Source organism: Anoxybacillus sp. J5B_2022 (assembly GCF_026847645.1).
GTDB lineage: Bacteria > Bacillota > Bacilli > Bacillales > Anoxybacillaceae > Anoxybacteroides.
Window position 1 is genome coordinate 1 of record NZ_JAPSMC010000065.1, and the last position, 16,527, is coordinate 16,527.

Here is a 16,527-nt window from a genome sequence, read left to right on the forward strand (position 1 = left end):
GTATTTATAACCCCTTTGTGCTAGATAGAGGCCTTAGAGCAAAATAGCCCTTGCATGAAATTTCCTTTAAAATGAGAGCGCCAACCTACATATGAAAGGAGAAAAAGAGAGAAATGAACGAATTATCAACTGCCCATCCGTCTAAGGTTCGTGACTATATTCGCAAAAACGAATGGAGGCAGCCTACCGCAGGTCTTGCCAATGGCTACACGCAAGCCAATCTAGTTATCTTAAAAAAGGATCTGGCTTTTGAATTTTTATTATTTTGCCAGCGCAATCCTAAACCTTGCCCGGTTATTGATGTAACAGAGCCGGGTTCTCCGGTTCCGCAGCTCGTTGCTCCTGACGCTGATTTACGAACGGATCTTCCGAAATATCGAATCTATCGAAACGGCGAATTAGTTGAAGAAGTCGATAATATTGTTTCTTATTGGGAAGATGATATGGTTGCTTTTTTGCTTGGCTGCAGTTTTACTTTCGAAAAGGCTTTGCTGGATAACGGAATTCCGGTTCGCCATATCGAATGCGGAAGTAATGTGCCGATGTATAAAACGAATATTCCTTGTGTAAAAGCTGGACGTTTCGAAGGTCCTATGGTTGTTAGCATGCGTCCGATTCCGGAAAAAGATGTCGTGCGCGCCGTTCAGGTAACGAGTCGTTTTCCAGCTGTTCACGGAGCGCCTATTCATATTGGGAACCCTGCATCCATTGGCATTCGTGATCTTCAGAAGCCGGATTTTGGTGACCCTGTTCCTGTAAATGATGGGGAAGTCCCAGTGTTTTGGGCATGTGGAGTGACACCACAAGCGGTAGCGATGCAAGTGAAACCGGAATTGATGATTACCCATGCGCCAGGGCATATGTTTATTACAAATTTACGCGAGGAACAATTTGGAATATTATAACGAAATGGATTGCAAAAGGAATCAGCTTTATAAATTAAGCTAGATTCCTTTATTTATTTTACTATAATTTAAACATCTCCCCTATCTTTGTAAATTTTCTCCACTCTAGAGAAGAGAGCTTATTTTAACTATATAAGCTCAACTGTTTTACATCCCATTCATTGAACAAATGTAATACATGTCGTCTGTAAGCAACATAATTATAAAGAAGTTGCGAAAATCTTTATTGTAACTTATTGATTTTTACTTTATTGATAAATATAATGGATTATAAAAAATATTCATTTTTCGGAATATTTATTCCGTTATTCGGAACAAAAGGAGATTTTTATGAATAAAACGGTAGTAAAAACGCTCGAACTATTGCAATTGTTTATGACACATGAACAGCTGACGCTGCAAGAAATAGTGAAGCTGACAAAACTGCCAAAAACATCGGTTTTCCGGATGGTTCAGTCATTAGTGGCAAGCGGCTTTCTAAAAAAAGATGGGGAAGCTTATGAACTTGGAGTGTCCTTATTGCAGTTTGGCTGTTTAGTTGCGGAACGATTGGATGTTCGAAAAGCAGCATTGCCAATTATGAAGCAATTAAAAGAAGAAACGAATGAAGCAGTTAACTTAGTCATTAAGGACGGCGATGAAGCAATTTACGTAGAAAAAGTAGAAACATCAGAACCCGTTCGAGTGTATACAAGGGTAGGAAGAAGAGCCCCGCTTTATGCTGGAGCTTGTCCGCGCGTGTTGCTTGCCTTTATGCCAAGCGAAGAGCAAAAGAAATATCTTGACCATGTCGAATTGATCCCAATTGCCTCAAAAACGATTGTTGATCGTGAGCAATTAAAGACTGTGATAAATGAAGCAAAGAAAAAAGGATATACGGTGAGTCATTCGGAATTAGCCGACTATTCTTCTGCTGTTGCTGTTCCGATTTTTAATCACGAAGGAAAGGTTGTAGCAGGATTAAGTGTCGTCGGACCGGAAAATCGCTTTCAGCCTTCTTATATTGAACAATTAGTTCCAAAATTAAAATATGCAGCAGAACAAATTTCAAAAGCACTTGGTTTTATCGGAGGAAAAAATGTTAAGCTATGAGCTGATACCGCTTAGTGAGAATGCGTTAGTAATCAAATTTGGCGAACAAATTACTCCCAACATTCATCAACGAGTTCGCCAAGTTGCTACCTATTTTACAGAGCATCATGTCGAGGGAATTATTGAGGTCGTTCCTGCCTATACAACTGTTACCGTCTATTATGATCCAGTACAGTTCGCAAAAAATACAAACCGGAAATCGGATATAGAGGTTCTTCCTTTTGAAGGAATTTGTACCGTACTGAAAAATATCCTTTCGTCATTAGAGTCTGCCAATACTCCTCAAGGAAATGAAGTCGTGATTCCTGTTTGTTATGGAGGAGAGTTTGGACCGGATTTAGAAGAAGTAGCTAGAAAAAACCAATTAACACCTGAAGAAGTGATCGATATTCATACGAACGGTCATTATCTTGTGTACATGATTGGATTTGCGCCGGGATTTGCTTATTTAGGCGGCATGTCAGAAAAAATTGCCACACCGCGGAAAAATTCGCCACGATTACATATTCCTGCTGGATCTGTTGGCATCGCCGGAATGCAAACGGGAGTATATCCGATTGAAAGCCCAGGAGGATGGCAATTAATCGGGAGAACACCGCTCCAATTATTCCGTCCACATCATCCTCAGCCGAGTTTACTACAAACTGGAGACCGTGTTCGCTTTCAAGCGATAACGAGGGAAGAATATAAGCAGCTTCAGGAGGAGAACAATGGGGATTCGCGTTATTCGTAGTGGATTATTAACTACAATTCAAGATTTAGGTCGATTTGGTTTCCAAAAGGACGGCGTGATTGTGAGCGGGGCAATGGACCAATTTGCGCATCGCATCGCCAACATTCTTGTCGGAAATGAAGAATCAGAAGGTGCGCTGGAGATGACGTTAATTGGTCCAACACTTGCTTTTGAGGAAGATGCATTGATTGCGATATGCGGCGGGGAGTTTGAAGCAAGCATCGATGGACAGGGAGTACCGTTATGGCGCCCTATTTTGGTTAAACAAGGCAGTGTACTTACGATCGGGCATTGTCGCGTAGGATGTCGGGCTTATTTGGCTGTGGCCGGAGGTTTTCATCTTCCCAAGGTGATGAACAGTCAATCAACGTATTTACTTGCACGTATCGGAGGTTTTCAAGGAAGAGCTTTGCAAAAAGGTGATGTGCTTTTACTTCGGGAATCAGGGCGAAAGCTTGAGTTGTTGCGATTCTATAAGAAGAAAACATTTCTTCCTTTTATAGCGATGAGCTGGGGAATTTCATTTGAGCTTCGTGCCTATTTTTACGGATCGCCAAAAACGGTTCGCGTCATTCGCGGTGCACAATTTGCTGATTTTACGACGCAAAGCCAAGAATGTTTTTTGACTCAACCATATGAAGTAACTCCTCAATCGAATCGAATGGGCTATCGCCTTGATGGACCTCCACTTGAGAGAAAACGGTCAACAGAAATGGTTTCGGAAGCAGTCACTTTTGGAACGATTCAAGTGCCGGCTGAGGGAAAACCGATTGTATTGATGGCGGATCGTCAAACGACAGGCGGTTATCCGAAAATTGCGCAAGTCATTGCTGTCGATTTGCCGATTTTAGCACAAACAAGACCAGGAGAACGGATTGTATTTCGCGACATTTCATTTGAAGAAGCACAACGATTATATCTTCAACGCGAATTTGAGCTTAAGCAATGCAAAAAAGCGATTATATCAAAAATGGGGGAATAAGGATGTATCGCGTCGATCTTAATTGTGATATGGGAGAAAGTTTTGGAATATATCGGATTGGGAACGATGAAGATATTTTAAATTACGTGACATCAGCGAATATTGCTTGCGGTTTTCATGCGGGTGACCCATCAACGATGCGAAAAACGGTACAGTTGGCGCTTGAAAAGGGGGTGAGTATCGGTGCGCACCCGGGCTTGCCTGATTTAATCGGATTCGGAAGAAGAAACATGGCGATTACCCCGGAAGAAGCGTATGATCTCATTGTTTATCAAGTAGGGGCTTTATATGGTTTTGTAAAGGCTGCAGGTGGAAAGATGCAACACGTGAAACCGCATGGAGCCTTGTACAATATGGCTGCAAAAGACCGCGCACTTTCAGAAGCGATCGCAAAAGCAGTTTATGACATTGACCCAACGTTAGTGTTGTTTGGATTAGCAGGAAGCGAATTAATTAAAGCAGGAGAGAGAGTTGGCTTAAAGACAGCCAATGAAGTGTTTGCCGACCGTACATATCAGCAAGATGGTTCGTTAACACCACGTCATGAACTTAACGCTTTAATTAATGACAAACAAGAAGCGATACAGCAAGTGATTCTCATGGTGAAAGAAGGAAAAGTGCGATCACAGCAAGGGACTGATGTGGAAATCCAAGCAGATACGATTTGCATTCATGGCGATGGATCGCACGCGTTAACATTTGCGAAAAAGATTTTTGAAAAATTAACAGAGGAAGGAATTAAAATTCAATCAATTCGTTAATGACAAGGAGGAGAAGAAATGGTTGAAAAAAGTGAAACAAAGAAGGACACAGTGATAAAGGCGACAACAAAACAACCTTCGCGTATGAGTTTGTTGATTGGTGCGGTATTTTTAATGGCAACATCAGCCATCGGACCGGGATTCCTCACACAAACAACCGTATTTACACAACAATTGGCTGCAAGCTTTGGCTTTGTGATTCTTATTTCTATTTTACTTGATATCGGCGCACAGATGAACATTTGGCGGATTATCGCTGTTTCTGAAAGACGAGCGCAAGATATTGCAAACTTAGTATTACCAGGACTTGGATATTTCGTTGCTGGCCTTATTGTTCTTGGTGGCTTGGCATTTAATATCGGGAATATTGCCGGTGCCGGTCTTGGTATGAATGTCCTTTTGGGAGTTTCACCGGAACAAGGGGCTCTTATCAGCGCAGTAATTGCTGTTGCTATCTTTATTGTGCGTGAAGCAATGAAAGTGATGGATCGCTTTACACAGTTGATGGGAATTGTCATGATTGGTTTAACGCTATATGTAGTATTTACAGCAAAACCGCCAGTTGGGGAAGCGGTAGTAAAAACGTTCATTCCTGATAAGATTGACATGATGGCCATTGTCACGCTCGTCGGTGGTACTGTTGGAGGCTATATTACGTTTTCAGGAGGTCACCGTTTGTTAGATGCAGGGATTAAAGGGAAGAATGCTTTACCGGAAGTGACGCGCAGTGCCATTTCTGCTATCGGTGTGGCTTCTATTATGAGGGTTGTACTATTTTTAGCAGCGTTAGGTGTTGTTGCTAAAGGGCTTGCACTTGATTCTTCCAACCCGCCAGCTTCTGTGTTTCAGTTAGCGGCAGGGAACATAGGATATAAACTGTTTGGCATCGTTATGTGGGCGGCAGCGATCACATCGGTTATTGGTGCGGCTTATACATCTGTATCCTTTATTCGTACGTTCCACAAAAACTTAGAAACGTACCATCGATGGATTATTGTTACTTTTATCGTTATCTCTACCATTGTTTTCGTATCGATTGGAAAGCCGGTAAAAACGTTGATTCTTGTCGGTGCATTAAATGGTTTAATTTTGCCAATTTCTCTTGGAGTCATGCTGATTGCTGCATACAAACGCAATATTGTTGGAGATTATAAACATCCGCTTTGGATGACGATTTTTGGTAGTATTGTCGTGGTGGCTATGACTTATATGGGAATTTATACATTGATCACCCAAATTCCACAGTTATTTTCATAAGCTAAGCAATTGTCGAACAGTACCTGTGACACTTTAGAGTATGGCGACTATCCTAGGGCATTTTCGATACCGGAAATGCCCTATTGGTGCAGGATTCTAAAAATCTCGCTAGTATTAGGCTGAATGGATACAGAAAAAATGCCTCCGAATAGAAAACTATATAAGTTGAAATTTTGTTTTACATCCAGCGGATCACTTCACCACGTTATATCATATCGGTTTGTATTTAGATGAAAACGGAAACGAAAAATCGGAAATTCTTTATTGCAACTTATATACTTGACAAAAAATAAGATCCTTACATACAATAAACCTATTAAACAGGTAGGAAATATAAGAAAAGAGAATAGGGGGAAGACTAAAATGAAAGAGATAAGATGGAAAAAGAGATTAATCGTTGCAACGGCAGCTTTTGGGTTGCTTTTTGGCACAACAGCGTGCGGAAACAATGGAAATGTTTCAACCTCACAGCAATCAAGCGGATCGCATCAAAAAAGCGATAGTGATCAATTGCAAGAAATACGTATAGGTTATTTAAATGTCATGGACGATGCGCAAGCGATGTTGGCGAGCGAAGGTGGATTTTATAAGAAACATGGTTTAGATGTAAAGATGCAAATGTTTAATAGTGGCACGGATCTTATTAAGGCAATTGTTGGCGGACAACTGGATGCTGGCGTGCTTGGGTTTACGAATGCGTTAACGTGGTTAGATAAAGGTGCAGATATTAAAATTGTTGGCGGGGCTCAAATGGGATATCACAGCATGTTAGTACGCAAAGACAGCGGAATCGAGTCATTGGCTGATTTGAAAGGAAAATCCGTCGCTTCTCAGCAACAAGGCAGCACGGCTGACATTGTGTTGAACGGAGTTGTCTGGAAAAAAGCAGGTATTACGAAGAATGATGTTCAAATGCAGTATGTTTCACCATCTGTCGCAATACAGTCTCTTGCGGCCGGAAAAGTAGATGCGGCTTTTGTATTCGAACCTTATGACTCGATCGCCCGCTTAACGACGCCTGTTAAGCAAATTTATGAAGTGGGACAAGAATGGCCGTTCCCTTGCATGGTCGTCATTACATCTGGAAAAATGGTTAAAGAAAATAAAGACGCTGTTTACGCTTTGTTGGATGCACAAAAAGAAGCAGTTGAAATGTTAAAAGAAAAACCGGCAGAATCAGCTAAGTTGATTACGAAACACTTTATTAAAGAAAACGAACTTGAAACGTCAGACGGCAAAAAAATAGCGGCAACGAAAGTGATTGAAGAATCCATTAAATCACAAACGTTCGAATGGAAAATTACTCCTGAGCAAGTTGAAAAGATGCAGGAAATTGCCGATATGATGGTCGAACAGGGGATTTTAAAGAGAAAGATCGATGTGAAGAACGCGCTTGATTTAAGCTGGCAAGAACAAATAAAAGAATAATAGCAGGGATGGCGGTGCAAAAGATGAATTCGCAAACGTGGAAAAAAGTTTGGCCTTATGCGGCAGCAATCGGAACGTTGTTATTGATCTGGCAAATCACCGCTTTTTTCTCTCCTCCTTATTTGCTGCCGGGAGTTCCGGCCGTGTTGGAACGATTAGGTGCTGGAATAACAGAACCTGAATTTCTTACGTCTTTAAAAGAAAGCTTGTTTCGCCTTGTCGTCGGTTATCCAAGTGCATGCTTACTCGGTGGGCTATTAGGATTATTGGCAGGTCTTTCACGAGGATTTGCTGTTTATTTGCGAAGCTTGATTGCCATTTTACAATCGATTCCGCCGATTACTTGGATTCCGTTTTTGATTATTTTGTTTGGGTTTGGTAATGTTCCAATTATTACTGTCATTATTATTGCGAGCTTTTTCCCGATGGCTTTATCCGTCATGAACGCAACGGAAGGAATTAACCGTACACATCTTGAAGTGGCGAAAGTATTAGGGGCTACGAAAGGGCAACTTTTACGGAAAGTATACCTACCCGAAACGCTGCCTTCCTTTATCACGGGAGCTCAAGTCGCATTCGGAAATGCGTGGCGTTCTCTCATTGCGAGCGAAATGGTGGGCGGAGCGTCAAGTGGCCTTGGATTTTCCATCAAATTTGCCGGAGAGGTTGCGCAAATGACAGACGTATTAATGTATATTGTGATCATTGGTCTGATTGCTGCTTTCTTTGACCACGTCATACTTGAGTGGTTAAAGCGGCGAATGTTAAAGTGGCGTTATATCGGGGGGGCGAAATGATCATGCAGACATTAGAAATACAAAAGGTTCATAAATCGTTCGGCTCTCTAAAGGTACTCGAGGATGTCAGCCTAACGATTGAAAAAGGAAAATTTGCGGCTATTGTCGGTCCTTCAGGATGCGGAAAAAGCACGCTCTTGCGAATGGTAGCAGGATTAGAGAGACCGGATGAGGGAACTGTTCAAGCAGACGGAAAAACGATTGATCATCCTTCCCCGCGGCGGATGATGATTTTTCAGGAGCATGCCCTGTATCCATGGTTAACCGTCGGAGAAAATGTTGAGATGGGATTGGAACTGGCCGGTATTTCAAAGGAAGAGCGGCGGAATCGGGCACAAAAGGTTTTAAAAACAGTAGGACTTGAAGGTTTTTACCATTATTATCCTAGTCAGTTATCAGGTGGAATGCGTCAGCGTGTTTCGATTGCTAGGGCGCTTGTTATGGATCCAGATGTATTGCTTCTTGACGAACCATACGGGGCATTGGATGCTATGACTCGCCTGACAATGCAAAACGAGCTGCTGAAAATTTGGGAAGGTTCCGGAAAAACAATGCTGTTAATTACTCATGATATTGATGAAGCTTTATATTTAGCTGATCGAATTTTTGTCATGAGCGCTCGACCAGGAAAGCTAGTTCGAACGATCGATCTCGATCTTCCAAGACCCCGCAACCGTCATGGCCAACGAATAGGTGAACTAAGACAAGAAATCATGCAGCTTCTTGGGCTGGAAGAATAAAAAGAATTGCGACAGTTCGAGTTAGTTTGCTTTGTGCAGTATGGGGCTGACCGTACCTGTAAGCGCCTGATCTCACGCACGATTCATCATAGTTTGCGGGATGATTGTGTGGGACGTCGCTTTCATCGGGTCAGCCTCTTTTTATTTTGCTTGACGTCTATTGAATAACCGAGCGATCGACATGAAAGAAGATTTTGTCAATCATGAATTTGTTGTTGCGTTTTTTGAATATCTTCTGAGATTTGAAGCTGAGAGTCTGTAACCATTCCTTGCATAGCTACATTTTTCGCCAAACATACGTTTTTAAACGAAAAAAGTTCAAAGAATTCTAACATTTAAGAGATGGATGAAAAGGTTTTACATGAATTGGAGACGATAGCGATGAATGAACAGGAAATCCCTGAAGCGTTATTCTCAACATAACTGCTTGTAAATCATTCTTACTTGCTTATATAAGTATATTGTTATATAATAATTAGTGAATGGAGGGGAATTGGGTGATGAAACAAACGGTTTTCAGTGTGGACGAAACGGCGGGCATTTTGAAACTACTGGGCGATAAAACAAGACTCTCGATCATGGCGCTGTTGGACAAAAGAGATTGTTGTGTCTGTGAACTTGTGGAATTGTTTCAAATGAGCCAACCGGCCATAAGCCAACATCTTCGAAAGCTAAAAGATGCCGGTTTAGTGAGAGAAACAAGAAAAGCGCAATGGATTTTTTATTCTGTAAACAAAAAACATGAACTGTATGCATTCATTCAAGACATTTTGGCACATATCCCAAGCCAAGAAGAAAAAATAAAAGAACTTGAAACAAAAGGAACACGGATATCGTGTGAGTGAGGGGTGATGATTTGTTTTCCGTCATACTGGCATCATTGATTTTCCTTGTCACGTTAGTACTAGTCATTTGGCAGCCAAAAAACTTGTCCATTGGCTGGTCTGCCTGCGGCGGCGCGTTGTTAGCGTTGCTAGCAGGAGTAGTTGATTTCCACGATGTAGTGAATGTGACAAGCATCGTCTGGAATGCGACGCTTGCTTTTATTGCGATCATTATTATTTCGTTAATCTTAGATGAAATTGGCTTTTTCGAATGGGCAGCGTTACATATGGCAAGAGCAGCCAACGGAAACGGAATCCGCATGTTTATTTTTGTTTCGATTCTTGGTGCGTTAGTGGCAGCTTTTTTTGCCAATGATGGTGCAGCGCTTATTTTAACGCCAATCGTGTTGGCGATGGTACGCGCGTTAAAGTTTGATGAAAAACACGTGCTCCCGTTCATTTTAGCCAGCGGTTTTATTGCAGATACAACATCATTGCCGCTTGTCGTCAGCAACCTTGTCAATATCGTATCCGCTGATTATTTCCATATTGGGTTTGTTGAATATGCGACGCGGATGATCGTTCCGAATCTCTTCTCTCTCGGCGCAAGTATTTTAGTGCTATATCTTTATTTTCAAAAAAATATACCGAAACAATATGATTTATCACATTTGAAGAAACCAAGTGAAGCGATTAAAGATCATAAAATGTTTAAGCTTTCCTGGGTGGTCTTAAGTATTTTGTTAGTTGGTTATTTTGTCAGCGAATTCACAAACATCCCGGTATCCTTCATCGCAGGAGCGACAGCCCTTATTTTCTTGTTCATCAGCAGAAGAAGCCCAGCTGTTCATGTAAAACAAATAATAAAAGGAGCGCCGTGGGCCGTTGTGTTTTTCTCCATCGGAATGTACGTCGTTGTTTACGGCTTGAGAAACGTCGGCTTGACGAACGTATTAGCGGATATTATTCAAACAGCCGCCAATCAAGGACTGTTTGTCGGAACGGTTTCGATGGGCTTTATTGCCGCCATTCTTTCATCGATTATGAATAACATGCCAACGGTCATGATTGATGCGTTAGCGATTGCCGGCACGAACACAACCGGCATCATTCGCGAAGGATTAATTTACGCGAATGTGATTGGTTCCGATTTAGGACCGAAAATTACCCCAATTGGTTCGTTAGCAACCCTCCTTTGGTTGCATGTATTATCAACAAAAGAAGTGAAAATTACGTGGGGAACGTATTTTAAAAACGGGATTATTTTAACGATCCCTACGTTATTCATTACGCTTGTCGGACTTTATCTATGGTTAGTCATCATCTAAAAAGGAGTCGATGGAAATGAAAAAGAAAATTATTTATTTCTTATGCACAGGTAACTCTTGCCGCAGCCAAATGGCGGAAGGATGGGCAAAAAAATATTTAGGCGATGAATGGGCAGTTTATAGCGCGGGAATCGAAGCGCACGGATTAAATCCAAACGCAGTGAAAGCGATGAAAGAAGTAGGGATTGATATTTCCAACCAAACATCTGATGTGATTGATCCTGAAATTTTAAACAAAGCCGACTTAGTTGTCACCTTATGCGGTCATGCGGCCGATCATTGCCCAGTAACACCGCCGCACGTGAAGCGCGTCCATTGGGGATTTGACGATCCAGCGAAAGCAGAAGGAACAGAAGAAGAAAAATGGGCCGTTTTCCAGCGTGTTCGTGATGAAATCGGCGCGCGCATCAAAAATTTTGCGGAAACAGGGGAATAAAAATGATGACAGCCGAGAAAAATCGTCTCGGCTGGTTTTTTCTTATTAACCCAAAACGATTCCTGATAAATTAAAGGAGAGCCATAAGTGATCCACCAATTGCACCTGTTAATACAATAATCCATGGAGGTAGCTTCCAATAGACTAGCATACTAAACAATATAGCAACAAAAGCGAAATCTATCGGTGATAAAATGGAACTGATCCAGATAGGCTGATAAAATGCAGAAATTAATATACCTACTACGGCTGCGTTCACTCCCATCAGCGCGCCATTCACTTTCGGATTTCGTCGTAAAGTGTCCCAAAAAGGTAGAGTACCTAAAATGAGAAGGAATGCTGGTAAGAAAATAGCAACTGTTGCTAGTAAGCCACCTAACCATCCATTCATAACTGCCCCTAAATATGCTGCAAATGTAAATAATGGACCCGGAACTGCTTGTGCAGCCCCATACCCAGCAAGAAATGCTTCTTTGCTTATCCATCCATTTGGTACAAATTCGCGTTCAAGCAATGGCAATACAACATGTCCCCCTCCAAAAACAAGAGAACCTGATCGATAAAAACTATCAAACATAGCAATCCAATTCAATGAAGTAACTTTCCTTAAAATAGGAAGAAGAATAAGTAATCCAAAAAATAATGCTAAGCAAATTAATGCAAAGCTACGTGAAATGGGAAAGTTTATTCTAGCAGCATCATTCGCTTTATGCTCTTTATAGAGAAGATAGCCGATAAGTGCTGACAATATAATAATTCCCACCTGCGTATATGCTGTTGGCCATAGTAAAGTTACAACTAATGCTAGCAAAGCAATCGCTTTTCTTTTTAAATCCGGTGTCAGTTTTTGTGCCATTCCTAAAATAGCGTGTGCAACAACTGCTACTGCAACGATTTTTAACCCGTGAATCCAGCCAGCCTCACCGATATTTAACTCTTGCAAAATCAATGCAAAAACAATAAGTGCAATGACAGAAGGTAAGGTAAATCCAAGAAATGAAACTATTCCGCCTAACACACCTGCACGCATTACTCCAATCCCAATCCCAACTTGGCTACTTGCAGGACCAGGTAGAAATTGACATAACGCCACTAAATCAGCATAACTTTTTTCATCCATCCATTTCCTTCTACGAACATATTCATCATGAAAGTATCCTAAATGCGCGATTGGTCCCCCAAACGATGTAAATCCCAATTTTGTTGATACCATCAATATTTCTAACAAAGACCGTATGGACGTCCTGTTGTTTTCTTTATTTAATGCTTCATGATCCATACCAATTTCTCCCTTCAAACTGTATTCTCAATTTTAATCCTTAATTTTAATAGTTCGTATGCTTTATTTCTCGCTTCAGTTATCAGCTGCACGAGTGCGCTCTCCGTTTGGCGTGTGCTCCTGCGACAATGCTACACACATTGCACGCCATTTGCGATTTCAGTCCGCAAGATTGTCGCAATCTCGATACACCAACGATTGCAACTTCTTATGAAGAAAGCAAATTGTGCTCGTAATCGACCTTCGACGCAAAATTCAACGCTTGTTTCATCGCTTGCATCGTTTCAACTAATTGTTGGTGTTGTTCTTCGGTTGGCGACAATCGAATTTTAGCGGCCTTGACTAACTCCGTGTCGTTCACATCCCTTATGTATATGATGATACCATATATCACTGAATACGAACAAATGTTTCTTTGATAAAAAGAAAAAGCAACTCCTCCCCACGTATCGTCAACACGATTGAGCTCGGGAGAAATTGCCTAAAAACGTTGAAATTTGTTCATCTACAGTAGATATAAAAATTACATAATGTCTTGGCTATCTCGAAAAATCACCGATAGCCTTTCTGGTTAGCGTTAAAACTTATAACCATTCCTACCTTACTGTTATTGCCAAAACAGTGTCTAATAAACCAATTACTGCACATAGCGAATAATGGTAAGCATTCCGCCCATATTCATAGAGTGCATATTCGTTGTATGATGTGGCTTATGACAGTGAAACACCCAATTGCCTGGGTTATTCGCGAAAAATTCGATATTCCAAGTTTCTCCCGGTGCGACATTAATCGTGTTTCGTTTCAGTCTTGCCACAAAAGGAATTATATTTCCACCAACTGCCGTTGTCATAAAGTCATGTCCATGAAAATGCATAGGATGAGAATCCATGCTTAAATTGCCAAGACGAATGCGAACACGTTCACCATATCGAACAAGTAATGGAGCTGTATCAGGATAAGCTTTGCCGTTAATCGTGAAAATATCGTACATACTCATGTTATCTCCTATGCCGATCATATTCATATTGCTTTATGCATTTGGATCTCTCATCCATTCATCTTATAGTAAGATATAGTGTGGACTGAACATTTTCTTAATACTGAAGATGGACCTTATTATTTTGTTCCTTCTACATAATTTCTGCAAATTTATGCATTAAAATATCGCTGGATTATTAGAACCATCGATTCATATATTGTATGAAAACTGTAAGAGTTAAAAATCTTCGTTAACAGAAGAAGCATAGAAATTCAATCATTTAGCCGTTAAACTCAATATATTGGGTAAATAACTTTACACTGCCAAATGAGGTTGGAAGCGAATGAATAAGGAAAAGCGAGTTCTTCAAATCGTAAAGCGTCTTAGAGCAATGGGCATACCGGCAGAAATAACGAAATCAAAATTAGCTATATTAGCTGCTATGTTAGAAAATTCAGGAGAAAAGATCAGAAAGGAGACTTTGGCAAATGGAAACCATTAAACCTTTAAATCCAATTGCACTGGAATTAGGCCCTTTAAGTATTCATTGGTATGGAATTATTATTGGTACAGGACTTTTGTTAGGATTGTATATTGCCACTAATGAAGCAGTAAAAAGGGGATTACCAAAAGAATTATTTACCGATCTTGTATTATGGGCTGTCCCTATAGCTTTGATATGTGCCAGAATTTATTATGTCATCTTTAATTGGTCGTATTATTCGCAACACCCCGATGAAATTATAGCTATATGGAAAGGCGGAATTGCCATTCATGGGGCTTTAATAGGCGCTATTGTCACAACTGTTGTTTTTGCAAAGAAAAAGAATGTTAATTTTTGGAAATTAGCAGATATCGCAGCACCAAGCATTATACTCGGGCAAGCGATTGGACGTTGGGGAAATTTTATGAATCAAGAAGCACATGGGGGACCTGTATCAAGAGAGTTTTTAGAAAGACTTCAGTTGCCTGATTTTATCATTAATCAAATGTACATTAAAGGGAGTTACTATCATCCAACATTTTTGTATGAGTCTCTATGGGACTTGATTGGGTTTCTGATTTTATTAGTATTACAACGTTTAAATTTAAAACGTGGTGAAGTATTCTTGACTTACGTGATATGGTATTCAATTGGCAGATTTTTTATTGAAGGGATGAGAACGGATAGTTTAATGCTAACGGACAGTTTAAGAATGGCTCAAGTTTTATCTGTTATTTTAGTAGTTACAAGCACAATTCTTATATTATACAGACGTACTAGAAAAGATTTGACGTTTAGGTATAAAGATTAAATTAAACTGTTCATTTCAAATTTGATGCAAAAATCAATTCGTAAGATAAAAACGAAGTGGAAGAAAGATAAGATCCTTTCCGTTAGAAGGAATCGATGGGGATAAAAAAGATGTCATTGATCGGGAGATTTTAAACAAAGTCGACTTAGTCGTCACCTTATGCGGTCATGCGGCCGATCATTGCCCGGTAACACCGCCGCACGTGAGCGCGTCCATTGGGGATTGGACTGTCCGGCAAAAGCGGAGGGAACGGACAAAGAAAAATGGGCGGTGTTCCAGCGTGTTCGTGATGAAATTGGCGAAAGAATTAAACGATTTGCGGAAACAGGGGAATAAAAGAAGTCGAGGCCGGGAGCAGCTTCCCGGCTCTTTTTCACGGTAATATTTATAAAATATTTTGAATATTTCATATTTAAGTGTATAATAGTAACAACTAACATACCAACCGGTTAGTATATTCTGTCAAAGGGGGATAGGAAAATGAGATTTTCACAAATGATTGCTTTAGTGACAGGAGCCGGAAGCGGCATCGGGAAAGCGACGGCGCTTCGTCTCGCCAAAGAAGGAGCAAAAGTTCTTTTAGTCGGCAGGACGAAAGCGAAGCTTGAGGCAGCCGCCGAGGAGATTAACCGCCATACAAGCGTTCCGATGGCGGAAGTATTTGTGGCGGATGTCACGGACGCCGAAGATGTGCGCGAATTGGCCGAATACATCGAACAGCAATACGGGGATTTGCATGTATTAGTGAACAATGCAGGCGGGTCTACTCACACGAATATTTTGCATATGCCGGAACAAGAATGGGATGAAATTCAGTGCGTCAATTTAAAAAGTGTGTTTCTCGTTTCCAAAATACTCGGAGCCATTATGGTCGAAGGGACGAAACGAGAAGCAGGCGGCCGATCCATCGTCAACGTCGCCTCGCTCTCTGGACATCAGGCCGGTGCAGCCATTCCTCATTATAGTGCAGCGAAAGCAGGGGTCATTAATTTCACAAAATCGCTCGCGCTTGAATTGGCGCCGTACGGAATACGGGTGAACTCTGTATCCCCTGGGTTTGTCGCAACACCTTTAACGGCACAAGGGTTGCAAAATGACCGGTTTGTAAAAGCGATTCAACGGAATACGGCTTTGCAGCGGGCCGGTACACCGGAGGAAATTGCGAATGTCATCGCGTTTCTAGCTTCTCGTGAAGCTTCTTATATGACGGGGTCGGACGTACTAGTCGATGGCGGGTGGTTGATTAAATAAGCAAAGCGGGGAAAGCTAGAGAATTTCTCTCTGGCTTTTCCTTTTTTAATCAAAAAATTCCTGTGCATATTCAACTTTCCCATTTGTATGTTTTAAACTATTCGGAACTAATTCGATAGCCATAAAAACTTCATCCGGAATGTCGAAGGGAGCCTTTATATTCCATTTGCTTGCAGGGGTATAACCAAATCGTGAATAATAAGTAGGATGACCAAGAACAATAACTGAACTATATCCTAATTCTTTGGCGATTCGATGTCCTTCTAAAATTAGTTTTTTTCCTACACCTTTGCGTTGGAAAGCAGGCAATATAGCTAATGGAGCAAGAGCTAACGATATATGCTGATCAATTTTAATTTTTGTAAAAAGAATATACCCTACTATTTCTTCTTGATATTGAGCAACAAGTGAAAGTTCTGGTATAAAGGCGCTACTTTTTC

The 16,527-nt window shown here is 41.0% G+C and carries 18 protein-coding genes and 2 pseudogenes; 16 read left to right on the plus strand and 4 right to left on the minus strand.

Going from position 1 to position 16,527, the window contains the following annotated elements:
* The first annotated feature begins 113 nt into the window (after window positions 1-113).
* The 12 genes from M4I42_RS14200 to arsC all read left to right on the plus strand — a co-directional run bounded on the left by M4I42_RS14200 (window position 114) and on the right by arsC (window position 11,283).
* Complete coding sequence (locus tag M4I42_RS14200; protein WP_268852766.1) at window positions 114-905, plus strand: putative hydro-lyase; 792 nt, start codon at window positions 114-116, stop codon at window positions 903-905.
* 330 nt (window positions 906-1,235) lie between these two features.
* On the plus strand, window positions 1,236-1,997 hold the full coding sequence (locus tag M4I42_RS14205) for an IclR family transcriptional regulator (protein ID WP_268852767.1): 762 nt from the start codon (window positions 1,236-1,238) through the stop codon (window positions 1,995-1,997).
* Window positions 1,984-2,730, plus strand: a complete 747-nt coding sequence (gene pxpB, locus M4I42_RS14210; RefSeq protein WP_268852768.1) for a 5-oxoprolinase subunit PxpB — start codon at window positions 1,984-1,986, stop codon at window positions 2,728-2,730. Before M4I42_RS14205 ends, pxpB begins: the two co-directional genes overlap by 14 nt.
* Window positions 2,708-3,712 (plus strand): biotin-dependent carboxyltransferase family protein, encoded by a 1,005-nt coding sequence (locus M4I42_RS14215; RefSeq protein WP_328284628.1) that lies wholly within the window; start codon window positions 2,708-2,710, stop codon window positions 3,710-3,712. The genes pxpB and M4I42_RS14215 overlap by 23 nt, the downstream gene beginning before the upstream one ends.
* A gap of 2 nt (window positions 3,713-3,714) precedes the next feature.
* Entirely contained in the window at window positions 3,715-4,473 is a 759-nt protein-coding gene (gene pxpA, locus M4I42_RS14220) for a 5-oxoprolinase subunit PxpA (RefSeq protein WP_268852769.1), read from the plus strand.
* Window positions 4,474-4,557: 84 nt separating this feature from the next.
* Window positions 4,558-5,730: an NRAMP family divalent metal transporter gene (locus tag M4I42_RS14225; RefSeq protein WP_268852783.1), complete on the plus strand. Its 1,173-nt coding sequence runs from the start codon at window positions 4,558-4,560 to the stop codon at window positions 5,728-5,730.
* Between the two features lie 363 nt (window positions 5,731-6,093).
* The gene (locus M4I42_RS14230; RefSeq protein ID WP_268852770.1) at window positions 6,094-7,158 is read left to right on the plus strand and encodes an ABC transporter substrate-binding protein; all 1,065 of its coding nucleotides are present in this window, start codon (window positions 6,094-6,096) and stop codon (window positions 7,156-7,158) included.
* Window positions 7,159-7,181: 23 nt separating this feature from the next.
* A complete protein-coding gene (locus M4I42_RS14235) occupies window positions 7,182-7,955 on the plus strand; it encodes an ABC transporter permease (RefSeq protein ID WP_268852784.1) in 774 nt (257 codons plus the stop codon).
* Window positions 7,952-8,695 carry an ABC transporter ATP-binding protein gene (locus M4I42_RS14240; RefSeq protein ID WP_268852771.1) on the plus strand — a complete coding sequence of 248 codons (744 nt, stop codon included), beginning with the start codon at window positions 7,952-7,954 and terminating at the stop codon, window positions 8,693-8,695. The genes M4I42_RS14235 and M4I42_RS14240 overlap by 4 nt, the downstream gene beginning before the upstream one ends.
* Before the next feature lie 500 nt (window positions 8,696-9,195).
* Window positions 9,196-9,540, plus strand: coding sequence for an ArsR/SmtB family transcription factor (locus tag M4I42_RS14245; RefSeq protein ID WP_268852772.1), 345 nt, complete (start codon window positions 9,196-9,198; stop codon window positions 9,538-9,540).
* A gap of 11 nt (window positions 9,541-9,551) precedes the next feature.
* A complete protein-coding gene (locus M4I42_RS14250; RefSeq protein ID WP_268852773.1) occupies window positions 9,552-10,847 on the plus strand; it encodes an arsenic transporter in 1,296 nt (431 codons plus the stop codon).
* A 16-nt stretch (window positions 10,848-10,863) separates the two neighbouring features.
* Window positions 10,864-11,283, plus strand: coding sequence for an arsenate reductase (thioredoxin) (arsC, locus tag M4I42_RS14255; RefSeq protein ID WP_268852774.1), 420 nt, complete (start codon window positions 10,864-10,866; stop codon window positions 11,281-11,283).
* Between the two features lie 70 nt (window positions 11,284-11,353).
* On the opposite strand, the gene M4I42_RS14260 is transcribed toward arsC, so the two are convergent.
* The 3 genes and pseudogenes from M4I42_RS14260 to M4I42_RS14270 all read right to left on the minus strand — a co-directional run.
* Window positions 11,354-12,562: a chromate transporter gene (locus tag M4I42_RS14260; RefSeq protein ID WP_268852775.1), complete on the minus strand. Its 1,209-nt coding sequence runs from the start codon at window positions 12,560-12,562 to the stop codon at window positions 11,354-11,356.
* A 208-nt stretch (window positions 12,563-12,770) separates the two neighbouring features.
* Window positions 12,771-12,923: a helix-turn-helix domain-containing protein gene (locus M4I42_RS14265; protein WP_268852776.1), complete on the minus strand. Its 153-nt coding sequence runs from the start codon at window positions 12,921-12,923 to the stop codon at window positions 12,771-12,773.
* A gap of 276 nt (window positions 12,924-13,199) precedes the next feature.
* Window positions 13,200-13,553: pseudogene (locus M4I42_RS14270) on the minus strand (multicopper oxidase domain-containing protein); the annotation flags it as partial.
* Window positions 13,554-13,884: 331 nt separating this feature from the next.
* On the opposite strand from M4I42_RS14270, the gene M4I42_RS14275 reads away from it, so the two are divergent.
* From M4I42_RS14275 to M4I42_RS14290, 4 genes and pseudogenes are all read left to right on the plus strand, one after another.
* Window positions 13,885-14,043 carry an Lmo0850 family protein gene (locus M4I42_RS14275; protein WP_268852778.1) on the plus strand — a complete coding sequence of 53 codons (159 nt, stop codon included), beginning with the start codon at window positions 13,885-13,887 and terminating at the stop codon, window positions 14,041-14,043.
* Entirely contained in the window at window positions 14,030-14,836 is an 807-nt protein-coding gene (gene lgt, locus M4I42_RS14280) for a prolipoprotein diacylglyceryl transferase (protein ID WP_268852779.1), read from the plus strand. Before M4I42_RS14275 ends, lgt begins: the two co-directional genes overlap by 14 nt.
* Before the next feature lie 109 nt (window positions 14,837-14,945).
* Window positions 14,946-15,172 (plus strand): annotated as a pseudogene (locus M4I42_RS14285) (arsenate reductase); the annotation flags it as partial.
* A gap of 144 nt (window positions 15,173-15,316) precedes the next feature.
* The gene (locus tag M4I42_RS14290) at window positions 15,317-16,087 is read left to right on the plus strand and encodes an SDR family NAD(P)-dependent oxidoreductase (RefSeq protein WP_268852780.1); all 771 of its coding nucleotides are present in this window, start codon (window positions 15,317-15,319) and stop codon (window positions 16,085-16,087) included.
* A gap of 45 nt (window positions 16,088-16,132) precedes the next feature.
* On the opposite strand, the gene M4I42_RS14295 is transcribed toward M4I42_RS14290, so the two are convergent.
* Window positions 16,133-16,527 (minus strand): GNAT family N-acetyltransferase (locus M4I42_RS14295; RefSeq protein WP_268852781.1); only part of this gene is annotated, 395 nt, incomplete at its 5' end.

Bases quoted from the DNA above. Each gene is read 5' to 3' on its own strand.
- M4I42_RS14215 (WP_328284628.1), top strand. From the start codon at position 2,708: ATGGGGATTCGCGTTATTCGTAGTGGATTATTAACTACAATTCAAGAT.
- M4I42_RS14205 (WP_268852767.1), top strand. From the start codon at position 1,236: ATGAATAAAACGGTAGTAAAAACGCTCGAACTATTGCAATTGTTTATG.
- M4I42_RS14240 (WP_268852771.1), top strand. From the start codon at position 7,952: ATGATCATGCAGACATTAGAAATACAAAAGGTTCATAAATCGTTCGGC.
- lgt (WP_268852779.1), top strand. From the start codon at position 14,030: ATGGAAACCATTAAACCTTTAAATCCAATTGCACTGGAATTAGGCCCT.
- M4I42_RS14290 (WP_268852780.1), top strand. From the start codon at position 15,317: ATGAGATTTTCACAAATGATTGCTTTAGTGACAGGAGCCGGAAGCGGC.
- arsC (WP_268852774.1), top strand. From the start codon at position 10,864: ATGAAAAAGAAAATTATTTATTTCTTATGCACAGGTAACTCTTGCCGC.
- M4I42_RS14245 (WP_268852772.1), top strand. From the start codon at position 9,196: ATGAAACAAACGGTTTTCAGTGTGGACGAAACGGCGGGCATTTTGAAA.
- M4I42_RS14225 (WP_268852783.1), top strand. From the start codon at position 4,558: ATGAGTTTGTTGATTGGTGCGGTATTTTTAATGGCAACATCAGCCATC.
- M4I42_RS14275 (WP_268852778.1), top strand. From the start codon at position 13,885: ATGAATAAGGAAAAGCGAGTTCTTCAAATCGTAAAGCGTCTTAGAGCA.
- pxpA (WP_268852769.1), top strand. From the start codon at position 3,715: ATGTATCGCGTCGATCTTAATTGTGATATGGGAGAAAGTTTTGGAATA.
- M4I42_RS14200 (WP_268852766.1), top strand. From the start codon at position 114: ATGAACGAATTATCAACTGCCCATCCGTCTAAGGTTCGTGACTATATT.
- M4I42_RS14230 (WP_268852770.1), top strand. From the start codon at position 6,094: ATGAAAGAGATAAGATGGAAAAAGAGATTAATCGTTGCAACGGCAGCT.
- pxpB (WP_268852768.1), top strand. From the start codon at position 1,984: ATGTTAAGCTATGAGCTGATACCGCTTAGTGAGAATGCGTTAGTAATC.
- M4I42_RS14260 (WP_268852775.1), bottom strand. From the start codon at position 12,562: ATGGATCATGAAGCATTAAATAAAGAAAACAACAGGACGTCCATACGG.
- M4I42_RS14235 (WP_268852784.1), top strand. From the start codon at position 7,182: ATGAATTCGCAAACGTGGAAAAAAGTTTGGCCTTATGCGGCAGCAATC.